A 15,728-nucleotide genomic window follows, 5' to 3' on the forward strand; every position below is an offset into this window, starting at 1 on the left:
ACGCGCACGCCCCGGCCGACCCCGACCAGGTCTGCCGGCTGCTGCACACCTGCCTGGACAACCTGGTCTCCGTTCTCGAGGACGCGCCGGACACCGGGCTCGCGGCGGTGGAGGTGCTGGACTCGCAGGAGCACCACCAGGTCCTCCACGGCTGGAACGGCCCCGTCACGGATGTACCGCAGGTGTCGCTGCCGGACTTGTTTGCGGCGCAGGTGGTGCGGTTGCCGGAGGCGGTGGCGTTGTCCGGTGGTGGTGTGGAGCTGTCGTATGCGGAGGTGGATGCGTGGGCGAATTGTCTGGCGCGGAAGCTGGTCGTGTCGGGGGTGGGTCCGGAGTCGGTGGTGGCTTTGGTGTTGGAGCGGTCGCCGGAGTTGGTGGTGGCGGTTCTGGCGGTGTTGAAGGCGGGTGGTGCCTTTGTGGCGGTTGATCCGGGGCAGCCTGCGGAGCGGATTCGTTTCGTGTTGGAGGATGCGGCTCCGGTGCTGGTGGTGGACAGTCCGGAGTTCCTTGCGGAGGTCGACGGTTATGACGAGGGTCCGGTGTCGGACGTGGACCGGCTTGCTCCGTTGCTGCCGTCGCATCCGGCGTATGTGATCTTCACGTCTGGGTCGACGGGGCGGCCGAAGGGCGTGATGGTCTCGCATGAGGCGTGTGTGAGTTATGTGGCGAGTCATGACCGGTATGGGGTGGGGCCGGGGAGTCGGGTGGCGCAGTTCGCGTCGGTGGGTTTTGACGCGTTCTGTGAGGAGTGGTTGCTGGCGTTGCTGCGGGGGGCGGCGTTGGTGACGGTGCCGGGGGAGTCGCGGCTGGGTGATGAGTTGGTGCGTTTCCTGCTGGATGAGGGGGTGACGCATGCGACGTTGCCGCCGGGGGTGGCGGTGTTGATGGATGAGGGTGTGCTGGATCCGGGGTTCGTGCTGGATGTGGGTGGTGAGGTGTGTCCGCCTGGTCTGGTGGAGCGTTGGGTGGCGGGTGGTCGCACGTTGTTCAACAGTTACGGGCCGAGTGAGGCGACGGTGAATGTGACTGTGTGGCGTGCGGGGGGCCGGTCTTTGGGGTCGGGGGTGCCGGTGGGGCGTCCGGTGGCGAACATGCGGGTGTTCGTGCTGGATGACCGGCTGTGTCCGGTGCCGGTGGGTGTGGCGGGTGAGTTGTATGTGGCCGGGGTGCAGGTGGGGCGTGGTTATCTGCGTCGGCCGGTGTTGACGGGTGAGCGGTTTGTGGCGTGTCCGTTTGTGTCGGGTGAGCGGATGTATCGGACCGGGGATCGGGTGCGGTGGGACGCTGACGGTGAGTTGGTGTTCGTGGGGCGTGCGGATGATCAGGTGAAGATCCGTGGGTTCCGTATCGAGCCGGGTGAGGTGGAGGCTGTTCTGGCGGGGCACCCGGCCGTGGCCCAGGTGGCGGTGGTCGTGCGGGAGGACACGCCCGGAGACAAACGACTCACCGGCTATGTGATCGCCGCGAGCGGCGTGGACGCCGGCGACGTGCCCCAGACAGTGCGCGCATACGCCGCCGAGCAACTGCCCGGCTACATGGTGCCCTCGGCGATCGTGGAGCTGGACGGCTTCCCGCTCACGACGAACGGCAAGCTCGACCGCACGGCGCTCCCCGCCCCCGACTACACGATCGGCGCGGGCAGGACGGCGGCCGACGCGCGCGAGGAACTGCTGTGCGGAGCCTTCGCCCAGGTGCTCGGCCTGCCGGCCGTCGGCGTGGACGACGACTTCTTCGCCCTCGGCGGGCACTCGCTGCTGGCGACGCGGCTGGTGAGCCGGGTGCGCGCGGTGCTGGACGCGGAGCTGCCGATCCGCGCACTGTTCGAGACACCGACCCCGGCAGCCCTCGCGCGCAGGCTCGTCCGGACCGGGCCGGGACGTGCCGCGCTGGAGGCGCGGGAGCGGCCGGAGCGGGCACCGTTGTCGTTCGCACAGCGGCGGTTGTGGTTCCTCGGCCAGTTGGACGGACCGAACGCCACGTACAACATCCCCCTGACCCTGCGGCTGACCGGAGAGCTGGACCGGGAGGCGCTGGCCGCGGCGTTCCGCGACGTGATCGGGCGGCACGAGGTGCTGCGGACGGTGTTCTCCATGGCGGACGGGGAGCCGTACCAGCGGGTGTTGCTGGTCGACGACTGCGGGTTCGAACTGCGGGTCGTGGACGTCGCCGCGGACGGACTCGAAGAGGCGGTGGCCGGAGCGGCCGGGTACGCGTTCGACCTCTCCACCGAGATCCCGCTGCGGGCGTGGTTGTTCGCGACGGCTCCTCAGGAGCATGTGCTGGTCCTGGTGGTCCACCACATCGCCGGTGACGCGTGGTCCATGGAGCCGCTGGCCCGCGACATGGCGGAGGCCTACGCCGCCCACCGCGAGGACCACGAGCCGGGCTGGGCACCGCTGCCGGTGCAGTACGTCGACTACGCGCTCTGGCAGCGAGAACTGCTCGGCGAGGAGGACGACCCCGGCAGTGTTCTGTCGCGTCAGGTGGAGTACTGGCGGGACGCCCTCGCCGGGGCACCGGAAGAACTGGAGCTGCCCACGGACCGGCCGCGTCCCGCCGAGGTGTCCACCCGCGGGTACGAGGTGCCCGTGCTGGTGCCCGCCGAGGTCCACCAGCGGCTGTCGGAGGTGGTGCGCACCGAGGGCGTCACGGTCTTCATGGTGCTCCAGGCCGCGCTCGCGACGCTGCTGCACCGCTTCGGCGCGGGCAGCGACGTCCCCATCGGTGCGTCGGTCGCGGGGCGGACGGATGAGGGCCTCAACGAACTGGTCGGCTTCTTCGTCAACACGCTCGTGATCCGCACCGACCTGTCCGGTGACCCGACCTTCCGTGAACTGCTCGCGCGGGTGCGGGCGGTGAGCCTGTCGGCGTACGAGAACCAGGACGTGCCGTTCGAGAGGCTGGTCGAGGAGCTGGCCCCGACCCGCTCACTGGCCCGCCACCCCCTCTTCCAGGTCATGCTCACCCTCCAGAACACGGGCGGGCCCGGTGGCGACCCCGCCGCGGAGCTGCCGGGGCTGCGCACCGACTCGCTGCCCATGGGAAGTGCGGCGGCGAAGTTCGACCTCGATCTGTCCGTCGGCGAGATGCTCGACGCCGCCGGTGCTCCGGCGGGTATGCAGGGCGTGCTCATCGCCGCCGCCGACCTGTTCGACCGGGAGACGGCCGAGCGGATCGCGGGCTGCCTGGTACGCATCCTGGAAGCCGTCGCCGCAGACACCGACGTGCGTCTGAGCGCGGTGGACGTGCTCGACGCGGACGAACGGCGACGGGTCGTCGAGGAGTGGAACGACACCGATACCCCGCTGCCGACCCTGTCCGTCCCCGCGATGTTCGAGGCGCAGGTGCTCAGGACGCCCGACGCGGTGGCGGTGCTGTGCGGCGAAGCACGGCTGACCTACGCCGAGCTGAACGCGCGAGCGAACCGGCTGGCCCGGCTGCTCGTGCGGCGCGGTATCGGTCCGGAGTCGCGTGTCGCGGTGTGCATGGAACGCTCGGCCGACCTGCTCGTGGCCCTGCTGGCCGTGCTGAAGGCCGGCGGTGCGTATCTCCCGATCGACCCGGGTCATCCGGCCGAGCGCATCGCCTTCATGCTCGACGAGGCCCGGCCCGGGCTGCTGCTCACCCACCGTGGGGTCGAGGCCGGGGCGTCCGGGCCGGAGCGGATCGTCCTGGACGATCCCCGTACGGTCGCGAAGCTGGTCGGCATGGACGACGCCGCAGTCACCGACGGCGAACGTGTCACGCCACTGCTCCCCGACCACCCGGCCTATGTGATCTACACATCGGGGTCCACCGGCAGGCCCAAGGGAGTCGTCGTTCCGCACGGCGCCATGGCGAACCTCGTCGCGGGGATCGGCCGACGGTTCCCGATGGACACCGAGGACCGTCTGCTGGCCGTGACGACGGTGACCTTCGACATCCACGTCTTCGAGCTGTACGTTCCGCTGCTCGCGGGCGCCGGGGTCGTGGTCGCCCAGGACGGGGAGGTGCGGGATCCCGAGACGGTCGCCGAACTCGTCGCACGGTTCGGGGTGACCGTGATGCAGGGGACCCCGTCGCTGTGGCACGCACTGCTGACAGCGCACGAGGAGGCCGCGCGGGGCCTGCGACTGCTCGTCGCGGGCGAGGCGCTGTCCCGATCCCTGGCCGACCGTATGACGGCGGTCGGAACCACGGCGACCAACCTGTACGGTCCGACCGAGGTGACGGTCTACGCGACCGCCGCCGAGGTCGCGCGGGGCACGAGTGCCCCCCAGGTGCCGATCGGCCGCCCGGTCGACAACACGCGGGCCCATGTGCTCGACGGCACGCTCCAGCTGGTGCCACCGGGCGTGGCCGGCGAGCTGTATCTGGCCGGAGCCCAGCTCGCTCGGGGCTACTTGGAGCGCCGGGGGCTGTCGGCGGAGCGTTTCGTGGCCTGCCCGTTCGGATCAGCCGGAGAGCGCATGTACCGCACCGGCGATGTGGTGCGGTGGCGGACGGACGGTGAGCTGGAGTTCCTGGGCCGCGCGGACGACCAGGTGAAGATCCGGGGATTTCGGATCGAGCTGGGCGAGGTGGAGGCCGTGTTGAGCGCTCACCCCGCGGTCGGTCGGGCCGCCGCCGTGGTGCGCGAGGACGTACCGGGCGACAAGCGGCTCGTCGCGTACGTCGTGGCCGGCGACCCGGACGACGGCGATGTGGCGGAAGCGGCGCATGCCCACGCGGCCGAGAGGTTGCCGTCGTACATGGTGCCCTCGGTCGTGGTGGCGGTGGACGCGTTGCCGTTGACCGCGAACGGGAAGCTCGACCGCAGCGCACTGCCGGCCCCGGTCCACACCGCCGGTGGCGGGCGTGCCGCGGCCACCATCGAGGAAGAGCTGCTGTGCCAGGCGTTCGCCGAGGTGCTGGGCCTCCCGGCGGTCGGCGTGGACGACGACTTCTTCGCCCTGGGCGGCCACTCGCTGCTGGCGGTGTCGCTGGTGGAGTGGCTGCGACAGCGTGGGGTGTCGGTGTCGGTGCGCGCGCTGTTCATGACGCCGACACCGGCCGGACTGGCGGCGGCAGCGGGACCGGAGACGGTGGTGGTACCGCCGAACCTGATCCCGGACGGTGCCACCGTCATCACGCCGGAGATGCTGCCGCTGGTCGACCTGGGTGAGGCCGAGGTCGCGCGGCTGGTGGCGCGGGTGCCGGGCGGCGCGGCCAACGTGCAGGACGTGTACCCGTTGGCCCCGCTGCAGGAAGGCATCTTCTTCCACCATCTGATGCTCGACCGGGACGGCACGGACGTGTACGTGACGCCCACGGTGATCGAGTTCGACTCGCGGCAACGCCTGGACGACTTCCTCGAAGCGATGCAGTGGGTGGTGGACCGGCACGGCGTCTACCGCACGGCGTTCGTGTCCGACGGTCTTCCGGAGCCCGTCCAGGTGGTGCTGCGCCATGCCGACCTGCCGGTCGACGAGGTCGTCCTCGACCCCGAAGGCCAGGCCGCGGGTGAGCAGTTGGCGGCCGCCGTCCGAGGCTGGATGGACCTGGATCGGGCACCGTTGATGACGACACACATCGCCGCCGACCCGCACAGCGACCGGTGGCTGTGCCTGCTCCGCGTCCACCACCTGCTGCAGGACCACACCGGCCTTCAGGTGATGCTCGACGAACTGCGGGCGTACCTGGCCGGAAGGACCGGACACCTGCCGCAGCCCCTGCCGTTCCGTGACTTCGTGGCGCAGGCACGGCTAGGGGTGTCGAGGGAGGAGCACCAGCGCTACTTCACCGACCTCCTCGACGACGTGACCGAGCCGACCACCCCGTACGGGCTGGTCGAGGTGCATGGCGACGGCAAGGCGGTGGCGAAAGCCACCCTCCGGGTCGACGGCGACCTGACCGGACGGCTCAAGGGGGTTGCCCGATCGCTGGGGGTCAGCCCGGCAACGGTCTTCCACCTGGCGTGGGCACGCCTGCTCGCCGCCCTGTCGAGCCGTGACGACGTGGTGTTCGGGACCATCGTGTTCGGCCGGATGAACTCGGGGGCGGGCTCCGACCGTGTGCCGGGCCTGTTCATCAACACGCTGCCGGTACGGGTGCGCATGGCCGGCCTGGCGGTCGGGGAGGCGCTGACCGGTCTGCGGCACCAGCTCGCCGACCTGATGGTCCATGAGCACGCTCCCCTCGCCTTGGCCCAGGCGGCCAGTGGGCTGCCCGGTGGTCCCCTGTTCACCTCGCTCTTCAACTACCGGCACAACCAGGAGGTGCCGCAGGAGACTTCCGATGTCATGGCAGGCATGGAACTGCTGTCCGACCGCGACGTCACCGACTACCCGCTCGCCGTGGCCGTCGATGTCGGCGGTGACGGCTTCACCATCGCCGTGGACGCGGTGGCTCCCGCCGATCCCGCCCACGTCTGCGCTCTGCTGCACACCTGCCTGGACCACTTGGTCACGGCCCTCGGAGAGGCCCCCGACACACCGCTCCTGGCAGTGGACGTGCTGGACGAGTCCGAACGGTCCCAGCTGGTCGAGGGGCACAACGACACCTCGGTCGCGGTGGCGGACGTCTCGCTGCCGGAAGCGTTCGCGGAGCGCGCGGCGGCCGATCCGGACGCCGTGGCGCTGGCGTCCGGCGACACGGAGGTGAGTTACGGCCAACTGGAGGTGCGGGCCGATGAGTTGGCGCGGGTGCTGGTCGCGTCGGGCGTGGGGCAGGAGTCGGTCGTCGCCGTGGTCATGGAGCGGTCGGTGGACCTGGTGGTGGCGTTGTTGGCGGTGTTGAAGGCCGGTGGTGTGTATCTGCCGCTGGATGTGGGTTGGCCGGTGGCGCGGATGCGTGGGGTGGTCGAGGACGCCGGTGTGCGGTGGGTTGTCACGCATGGGGATGCGGCTGGGCATGAGTTCGTCCGGACGACGGACCTGGGTGTGGTGTGGGTCGATGGGGTTGCGCAGGCGGCGGAGGCGGCGCTGCCCACTGTGGAGCCTGATGCGGCCGCGTATGTGATGTACACGTCCGGTTCGACGGGTGTGCCGAAGGGTGTGGTGGTGACGCACCGGGATGTCGTGGCGCTGGCCACGGATCGCTGTTGGGGTGCTCCGTCGCGGGTGTTGTTCCACGCGCCGCATGCCTTTGATGCCTCGTCGTATGAGTTGTGGGTCCCGCTGCTGTCCGGCGCGACGGTTGTCGTCGCGCCGGACGAGCGGGTGGATGCGGTGGTGATGCGCCGTCTGGTCGCCGATCACGAGCTGTCGCATGTGCATGTGACGGCCGGATTGCTGCGGGTGCTGGCGGATCAGGATCCGGGTTGTTTTGCGGGTGTGGGTGAGGTGTTGACGGGTGGGGATGTGGTGCCGGCGGAGTCGGTGCGTCGGGTGCTGGAGGCCAGTCCTGGTGTGATGGTGCGGCAGTTGTACGGGCCGACCGAGGTGACCTTGTGTGCCACTCAGTACGGGGTCGGGGATGCCGGTCGGGTGGACGGGGTGCTGCCGATCGGGCGGCCGTTGGACAACATGCGGGCGTATGTCCTGGATGGCGGGCTCAGTCCGGTGCCGGTGGGTGTGGCCGGGGAGCTGTATGTCGCCGGGGTTGGTGTCGCGCGGGGTTATCTCGGCCGGCCGGGGCTGACCGGTGAGCGGTTCGTGGCCTGCCCGTTCGGTGTGGCCGGTGAACGGATGTACCGCACGGGTGACTTGGTGCGCTGGGATGCGGAAGGCCGGTTGGTGTTCGTCGGGCGTGCCGACGGGCAGGTGAAGATCCGTGGGTTCCGGGTGGAGCCGGGGGAGGTGGAGGCCGTCCTGGGTGCCCATCCGGCGGTGGCCCAGGCGGCTGTCGTGGTGCGGGAGGACGTGCCCGGGGACAAGCGCCTGGTCGCCTATCTGGTGCCGCACGAGGTGGGTGCGGCTCTCGAGGGTGTGGTCCGGGAGTATGCCCTCGGGCGGCTGCCGCAGTACATGCTGCCGTCGGCGTTGGTGGAGCTGGACGCTCTGCCACTGACGGTCAACGGCAAGCTCGACCGCAGAGCTCTACCCGATCCCGACCTCGCGCACGGGGTCGGCGGCGCGGTGGCCCACGGGCCGCTGGCGGCACTGGAACAGGCCATGTGCGAGGTGTTCGCGGAAGTGCTCGGGCTGCCCGAGGTCGGGCCGGACGACGACTTCTTCGCACTCGGCGGGCACTCACTGCTGGCGGTCAGGCTGGTGCACCGGCTGGAGGCCCGGGGCGTCACCACCTCCGTCCTGGACGTGATGGCCGCCCCGACGGTGACCGCCCTGCGCAACACGCTCAGCCTGTCGTCGATGGGGGACTCGCTCGGTGTGCTGCTGACGATCCGCGACGGCGGTGATCGGCCGCCCCTGTTCTGCGTTCATCCAGCAGGCGGACTGAGCTGGTGCTACACGCCCTTCGCCCAGCACACGCCGGAGGACCTGCCCGTCTATGGTCTCCAGGCCCGCGGCGTCGACGGCAAGGCTCCGTTCGCGGCCTCGCTGGCGGAGATGGCGGCCGACTACATCGAGCAGATGCGCGAGGTGCAGCCGACCGGTCCGTACCACATCGTCGGCTACTCCTTCGGTGCGGCTCCCGCGCATGAGATCGCCGTCCAGCTGTGGGAACAAGGCGAGGAGGTGGCAGCCCTGGTCATCATGGACTCGTTCCCGCTCGACGACGAGCGCGCGACCACCGGTGCCGAGGACGGCGCGACCGCCGACGGGGACCTGTCGTGGGAGGACGCGATCCGGGCCGAGTTCGGCCATCTGCTCGGCGGGTTCTCCGACGAGGAGATCGCGGTCGTCGCGCGGACGTTCGAGAACAACACCCGGATCAGGGGTGCGCACGCCACCGGCCGGTTCGAGGGCGACGCCCTGATCCTCACCTCGGCGGACAACGCGCCGGAGGACGGACCCCTTACCGCGAAGTGGGCGCCTTATGTCTCCGGCGAGATGACGGAGGTGTCCATCCCGTGCGGGCACGTGGACATGGTCCGCCCCGACATGATGGGCCTGGTGTGGCAGGCGATCTCGGCCTGGCTGGAGTCCCGATGACGAAAGGAACGGAGAGAACAGACATGCGACGGACATCTCTGCTGTGTGTCCCCTTCGCGGGTGCCGGTGCCTCGTTCTTCCACCCGTGGGCGGCGCTGACGGACGGTGACCCGCGGATCGTGGCCCTTCAGTTGCCGGGCCGGGAATGGCGGCTCTCCGAGGACTCGTACCGGGACGTGGCGCAGGCCGTGGCCGGGCTGTTCCCCGCCGTGACCGAGGAGATCGGCTCGGGCGACCGGGTCGCGATCTTCGGCCACAGCCTCGGCGCGGTGCTGGCGTACGAGCTCGCCCACCTGCTAGTCGCCCGCACCGGAGCCGATGTGGCGCGGCTCTTCGTGAGCGGCTCACCGGGCCCCTGGACGCGGCGGACCAGGCGGGCTACCGGCCTCCCCGACGAGGAGTTCCTGCTGCGCGTCAAGGAGTTCGCCGGCTACGACCACGAGGCGCTGTCCGATCCGGGCATGCGCGAGCTGATCCTGCCGACTCTGCGGGCGGACGTCGAGATGCACGAGAACTACGTCCCCGCCACGGACCAGCCGCTGCCGGTGCCCGTCACCGCCGTGCGCGGCACCGAAGACGACCTGGTCACAGCCGATCAGACCGCAGAATGGGGCAAGGCGACCAGCGCCGAGTTCACCCAGGCCGAAGTGGAGGGCGGACACATGTACATCGCCGAGGATCCCGGAAGCCTGCTGCGTCTGGTCGACGACGCACTCGCCCGCTAGGAGCGGCCGTGCAGCTTGTCGGCAAGACCGTGATCGTCACCGGGGCCGCGCGCGGTCTGGGACGGGCCTGCGCGGTCGCCTTCGCCCGCGAGGGCGCCGATCTCGTCCTCCTCGACCTCTGCGCGGATCTGCCTGGTGTGCCGTACCCGCTCGGCAACGCCGACCAGCTCGCGCACACCGCCGACGTGTGCCGCGAGCACGGCGCCGCAGTCCTGGCCAGGCAGGCCGATGTCCGCGACCTCGCCGCGCTGCGACACGCCGTGGACGACGCCCACGGCCGGTTCGGTCGTATCGATGTACTGCTCAACAACGCTGGGATCGCCGCGCCCTCCGGCAAGCCTGCCGACGAGATCGACGAGGATGAGTGGCAGCTCATGATCGACGTGGATCTCTCCGGTGCGTGGCGCGCGACCAAAGCGGTCGGCAAGATCATGACCGCCCAGCGGGCCGGCAGCATCGTAAACGTTGCGTCCACGGCAGGGCTGGTCGGCTACCGCAACTTCGCGGGATACGTGGCGGCCAAACACGGCGTCATCGGGCTCACCAAGGCCACGGCGCTCGACTTCGCCCCGGCCAAGGTCCGGGTCAACGCCCTGTGCCCGGGGTCGGTCCGGGACGAGGCGGCGGTGGAGGGCCGGATGCTGTCGGAGATCGCCAGGTCGCTTCAGGTGCCGGTCGGCGAGCACGAGGAGGCGTTCGTCCAGTCGCAGCCCATGAACGCCCTGATCGAGCCCGGCGACGTCGCCTCGGCCGCCGTCTGGCTCGCCTCCGACGGATCGCGGCAGGTCACGGGATCGGTCATCACCGTAGACGGCGGGTTCACGACCCGCTGAGCCACAGGGAGAGGGACGTGGTCACCTTCCAGTCAACCGAGGACGCCCGGCAGTGCCACGCACTGCGCGTGCGCCTCGGAGCCCCAGCCCGGGTGGAAGTGCCCTGGGTAGAACGGGTGCCGTTCGCGAGCGAGGATCCGGGCGCCGCGCGGCACCGTGAGCGCGAGCTGGCCCGGCCGGTCGACGCCGGCCGCGGCTCGCGCGCCGTGCTGATCGAATACACCGACGGCCAGGCCGACCTGGTCGTCGTGGCCCACCGGGCCGCGTTCGACCAGCGAGCGTTACGTCGGCTGGTGGCCGCGGTGCGGGACGGCGCGGGAGCCGCCCCGCCGGACGGAACACGGGACCCGCTGGCGGACTTCGACCACGCGCCCGCCTGGGGGCTGGGCGACAAGCGGCTCGGGGACGCGTCGGCCGGCCACCGGACAGCGCTGCCGGACGGCACGTCCGGTGAACCGGCAGGCTGGCTGGAGGCGCTCGACGTCGTGCTGACCCGGTACGAGCCGGAGCGAGAGACGGAGGTCGCGGCACTGGACACCGGCGAGCCGGCGGACCTCCTGCCGGCCGCTGCCGTGAGCGCCGGGCTGATCTTCGATCTGGGGGGCGAGGGGGAGTACGTGCCGTGCCTGGCGCCCGTCTTCCCGCTGACTCTCACCGTGGGCGAGGGCGCTCTGCGGTGCGACCACCGGCTCGGCTGTGTCAGCGAGCCGATCGCGGAACAGTTCGTGCGGCACCTGGTGGAGGCCCACCGGCAGCTCACCGGCCCGTCCGACCTCTTCGACGCGGCGGAACGTGAACGGATCCTGGAACTCGGGCGGCCGACGCGGCCCCTGCGGAGCTTGCCGCGACGGATTCCCGACGTGGTGGCCGAGCGTGTCGCCGAACGGCCTGATGCCGTCGCGCTCTCCGACGACGACGTCCAGGTGACGTACGGCGAACTCGACCGGTGGTCCAACCGGCTCGCGCACGGCCTGCGCGCGGCCGGGGTGGGCGACCGAGCCCTGGTCGGTGTTTACCTGGAGCGCTCGGCGGAGCTGGTGGCGGTCCTGCTCGCCGTGCTCAAGGCCGGGGCGGCCTATGTGCCGCTGGACCCGGCGTATCCGGCGGAACGTCTGGCGTACACGGTCGAGGACTCCGGCTTGAACGTCGTGATCACCGGGTCGGCCGAGTTCCCCGGTTCCCCTGGCCTGCGGACGCTCACGCCCGCACAGCTACTGGAGTTGGGCGGCGACCGCGCGGAAGGCCCGCCCGTGACCGGCACCGGCCCGGAGCAGGCGGCGTATGTGATCTACACCTCGGGATCCACCGGCAGGCCCAAGGGAGTGCTCGTCCCGCACGCCAACGTCGTCGCTCTGATGGACGCTACCCGCGACGACTTCGCGCTCGGCCCGGCCGACGTGTGGACGTTCTTCCACTCCGTCGCGTTCGACTTCTCGGTCTGGGAGATCTGGGGCTGTCTGATGACCGGCGGCCACCTCGTCGTCGTCCCGTACTGGGTGTCCCGGTCGCCGGAGCAGTTCCGCGACCTGGTCGCCGCCCGAGGGGTCTCCGTACTGAGCCAGACGCCGTCCGCCTTCGCCCAACTCGCGGAGGCCGACCGCACCGGGGCCGGGCGGCTCACGGTGCGGCTGGTGATCTTCGGGGGCGAGCCGCTGGACGCCCCGAGCCTGCTGCCGTGGCTGGACCGCCACCCCGAATCCCGCTGCCGGCTGGTGAACATGTTCGGGATCACCGAGACCACCGTGCACGTCACCGCCGAGACCGTTACACGACGGCTCGCCCTGGCCGGGTCCCGGTCCGTGGGCAGGGCGCTGCCCGGCTGGCGGGTGTACGTCCTGGACGCGGAGGGACGGCTCGCGCCTCCAGGGGTGGCCGGGGAGATCCACGTCGCCGGCGCCGGAGTGGCGCTGGGCTACCTGCGGCGCCCCGAGCTGACGGAGGAGCGGTTCCGGCCCGACCCCTTCGGCGGCGGGCGGATGTATCGGACCGGTGACCGGGGGCGGCTCCGCCCTGACGGCGCGTTGGAGCACCTGGGCCGGCTCGACAACCAGGTCAAGTTGCGGGGCTTCCGTATCGAACTGGACGAGATCCGTTCGGTGCTGGCCGAATGTCCCGGTGTGAGCGCCGCCGTCGTGATGCTGCGTCAGGTGGATCCAGGGGACGCGGCGACCGGCCGCCTCGACGCGTATGTGGTCCTCTCGGAGGGCTCCACGGCGGGCGTGCGGGAACGCATCGCCCGTGTCCTCCCCGACTACATGCTGCCCTCCACCATCACGGCCCTGCCCGCGCTCCCGGTGACGGCGAACGGGAAGGTCGACCCCGCCGCCCTGCCCGAGCCGACGGCGCCCTCTCAGAGCGGGGCCGTGGCCCCCACAGAGGCCGAGGGCACCGCGGAGGGCGAGGACGCCCTCTCCGGGGAGTTGCTGACGGTGTGGGAGCAACTGTTCGGATTCACCGTGGGCCTGTCCGACAGCTTCTGGGAGCTGGGAGGCAACTCGCTGCTCGCCGTACGAATGGCGTCGATGATGCGCGAACGGGGCCTTCCGTCACTGCACCCGCGTGTGCTCTACACCAACCCGACCGTGCGGGAACTGGCGACCGTGCTGAGCGAGTGACCGGCCCTACTCGTAGGTGCTCTCGACGATCCGGTTCTCCCAGGCCCAGACGGCGATCTCGGTGCGGTTTCGCATCCCGAGCTTGGTTTGGATGCCCGACAGATGGCTCTTGACCGTGCTGAGGGAGATGAACAGCTCGGCGGCGATCTCCTGGTTGGTGCGGCCGCGCGCGATGGCCTTCACGACCTCGAGCGCGCGTCCGGACAGTTGAGGCGGCTGCTTGGCGCGGCCGCGGGGCGCCGCCCCGGTCTCGTTCAAGTGGCTGAGCAGCCGTAAGGTGACCGACGGCGAGACCAGCGCCTCGCCGTTGTGGGCGGCGCGGACGGCTTCGACGAGCAGTGCGGGCCCGGCGTCCTTGAGGACGAACCCCGCCGCGCCGCCGCGCAGTGCCCCGTACACGTACTCGTCGAGGTCGAACGTGGTGACCACGATGACCCGTAGTGGATCGGTCACCCCCGGGCCGGCCAGCGCGCGGGTGACCTCGATGCCGTCAAGCTTGGGCATCCTGATGTCCACCAGGCACACGTCCGGCCGCAGCCGCCTGGCCATCGAGATCGCCTCCGCGCCGTCCGAGGCCTCCCCGACGACGGAGATGTCGGGCTGGTCCTCCAGGATCAGCCGCAGTCCGCGGCGGATCATCGCCTGGTCGTCGGCGAGCAGGACCTCGACGGTCATCCGGGCTCCCTGGTGGGGACGGGCAGGGTCGCCCTCACGGACCAGCCGGCGCCGGGCCGGGGACCGGCGCTCAGCGAGCCGCCGAGCGTTTCGACGCGTTCGCGCATACCGATCAAACCGTACCCCCCGCGGTGGTGGGGCCGGGCGGAGTTCGGCGGGGCGTCGTCGGCGACCTCGACGGTGACGGCCTCGGCGTCGCGGCCGACGGTGACGTCGATGGAGCGGGCGTGCCGCGCGTGCCGCAGGACGTTCGTCAGTGACTCCTGGACGATGCGGTACACGGTGCTGGTCACCTCTGGCGGCCACTCCGTGTCGTCGTCGGGCGTGTGCAGTCGTACCTTCGGGCCCTGACGGCTGAAGCGCTCGACCAGCGTGCTCAGCCCTTCCGACCCGGGCGAGGCGGGAGCCGCGTCGTCGGTGTCGCGCAACAGCCCGACGACACGGCGCATCGCGGCCATGGCCTCGAACCCGGACGTCTCGATCTCGACCAGCGAGTCCGACACGTTCCGCGGGTCCCGCTGCGCGACGATCTGGGCGGCCTGCGCCTGGATCAGCATCCCCGTGATGTGGTGGGCCACGATGTCGTGCAGTTCACGGGCGAGGTCCAGCCGTTCGACCCGGCGCACCTGTTGGGCGGTGGCCTTCGCCCGCTCGTCGAGCCTGCGCAGCGATAGCCCCACCCCGACGGCGGCCAGCCAGGACGCTGTGGCGATGGCCGAGACGGCCGTCGCCGGCCGCGCGGCGAACTGGGCGACGACCAGCAGCAACCCGGTGCCGGCGATGGCCCCGGCCCGCACCGTCGGCAGCACCCTGACCGCGGATCCGATGAGCACCGCCAGGCCCAGGGCCATGGAGGGGCCGAGACCAGCGGGCAGTTGGGTGCCGGGCAGCAACGGGACGAGCACCGCCAGCGCGGCGACGAACATGCCCGCGACCGCCGTCCAGGTCTGCCTCAGATGACGCATCAGGGCGAGCCCGCACACCACCACCGCGGCGGCGGCGCCGGGCACCCAGGACGAGGCCCCCCAGGTCTCCGCGAGGGCGACGGCTTGGATGGCGATCGCCGCGAGGAACGTGACGCCGAGCCCGACGGTAAGGACGACTTTGGCCCACGGGTTCGGAATGGTCACGTTGATCAGATTACCGAATCCCCGCCCGCGAGTCGCGCCGTTCGGCGCGGTCGCGGGCGGGGATTGGGGCGGCTCCGCGGTAGGGGCGGAGGGACGGCCGGCGCTCATCGCGTTCAGGTCTCCGGGCACGCTACGACCGCGGCGGGCCGGCCCAGGACCCCTGGGGTGCCTCGGTCAACGCCCGGTGGTCGAGCGCGCGCAGCACTGGCCCCAACACCAGGGCGGCGATCATCCCCATCGTGGCCAGGCTCGTCACGCCGCTCAACCCGTCGACCCAGGGAACCGCGGTCACCACGAGGCCGCCCAGGGCGATCACGGCGCCCTGGGCGGCCGGCAGCGTCCTGATCGCGGAGCCGACGAGCACCGACAGAGCGAGCGCCGTGATGGGCGCGGGCTCCTCCGGCAGATCGTCACCGACCTTCAGGGACACCGCGATGGCGCCGGCCGTCACGACCAGGCCCGCGAGCGCGGTCAGCAACTTGTGCCGCTCGCGCACCAGCGCGATGCCGCCCATGACGATCGAGACGGCGGAGCCGAACACCCAGGAGGTGCCGCCCCAACTGGTCATGAACATGAACGCCGTGAAGACGATGCCCAGGGCGAACACGACGCCTAACACGATGTTGCCAATCTTTCCGCCCGGCCTTGTCGGCCGCTCCCCTGTATCCATGCAGCTCAGGCTAGAGAGCCGGGGCACGTCGCGTACCGGCCGAAAGTACGGTAGAGCCTGGACGGA

General features: G+C 71.0%; 7 protein-coding genes (1 of these 7 running past the window's edge). 4 read left to right on the forward strand and 3 right to left on the reverse strand.

The window, feature by feature from the left end:
- The 4 genes in view from OG734_RS47150 to OG734_RS47165 are tightly spaced (at most 23 nt apart) and all read left to right on the forward strand, a layout consistent with a single transcriptional unit that may run on beyond the window.
- Positions 1 to 9,014 carry the end of a non-ribosomal peptide synthetase gene (locus OG734_RS47150; RefSeq protein WP_330285434.1) on the forward strand. Its footprint begins 17,191 nt before the window's first position, so only the last 9,014 of its 26,205 coding nucleotides appear in the window; its start codon lies beyond the left edge, outside the window; its stop codon occupies positions 9,012 to 9,014.
- Positions 9,015 to 9,037: 23 nt separating this feature from the next.
- A complete protein-coding gene (locus tag OG734_RS47155) occupies positions 9,038 to 9,739 on the forward strand; it encodes a thioesterase II family protein (RefSeq protein ID WP_330285433.1) in 702 nt (233 codons plus the stop codon).
- Positions 9,740 to 9,747: 8 nt separating this feature from the next.
- Positions 9,748 to 10,572 (forward strand): SDR family oxidoreductase, encoded by an 825-nt coding sequence (locus OG734_RS47160; protein ID WP_330285432.1) that lies wholly within the window; start codon positions 9,748 to 9,750, stop codon positions 10,570 to 10,572.
- A gap of 17 nt (positions 10,573 to 10,589) precedes the next feature.
- Positions 10,590 to 13,187 carry an amino acid adenylation domain-containing protein gene (locus tag OG734_RS47165; protein WP_330285431.1) on the forward strand — a complete coding sequence of 866 codons (2,598 nt, stop codon included), beginning with the start codon at positions 10,590 to 10,592 and terminating at the stop codon, positions 13,185 to 13,187.
- 6 nt (positions 13,188 to 13,193) lie between these two features.
- On the opposite strand, the gene OG734_RS47170 is transcribed toward OG734_RS47165, so the two are convergent.
- The 3 genes from OG734_RS47170 to OG734_RS47180 all read right to left on the reverse strand — a co-directional run bounded on the left by OG734_RS47170 (position 13,194) and on the right by OG734_RS47180 (position 15,611).
- Positions 13,194 to 13,862 (reverse strand): response regulator transcription factor, encoded by a 669-nt coding sequence (locus OG734_RS47170; protein ID WP_330285430.1) that lies wholly within the window; start codon positions 13,860 to 13,862, stop codon positions 13,194 to 13,196.
- Positions 13,859 to 14,992 (reverse strand): sensor histidine kinase, encoded by a 1,134-nt coding sequence (locus tag OG734_RS47175; RefSeq protein WP_330285429.1) that lies wholly within the window; start codon positions 14,990 to 14,992, stop codon positions 13,859 to 13,861. The genes OG734_RS47170 and OG734_RS47175 overlap by 4 nt, the downstream gene beginning before the upstream one ends.
- 130 nt (positions 14,993 to 15,122) lie before the next feature.
- Positions 15,123 to 15,611, reverse strand: a complete 489-nt coding sequence (locus OG734_RS47180) for a metal transporter (protein ID WP_330285428.1) — start codon at positions 15,609 to 15,611, stop codon at positions 15,123 to 15,125.
- Between the last annotated feature and the right edge of the window lie 117 nt (positions 15,612 to 15,728).

The sequence above is a fragment of the Streptomyces sp. NBC_00576 genome (assembly GCF_036345175.1).
Classification (GTDB): domain Bacteria; phylum Actinomycetota; class Actinomycetes; order Streptomycetales; family Streptomycetaceae; genus Streptomyces.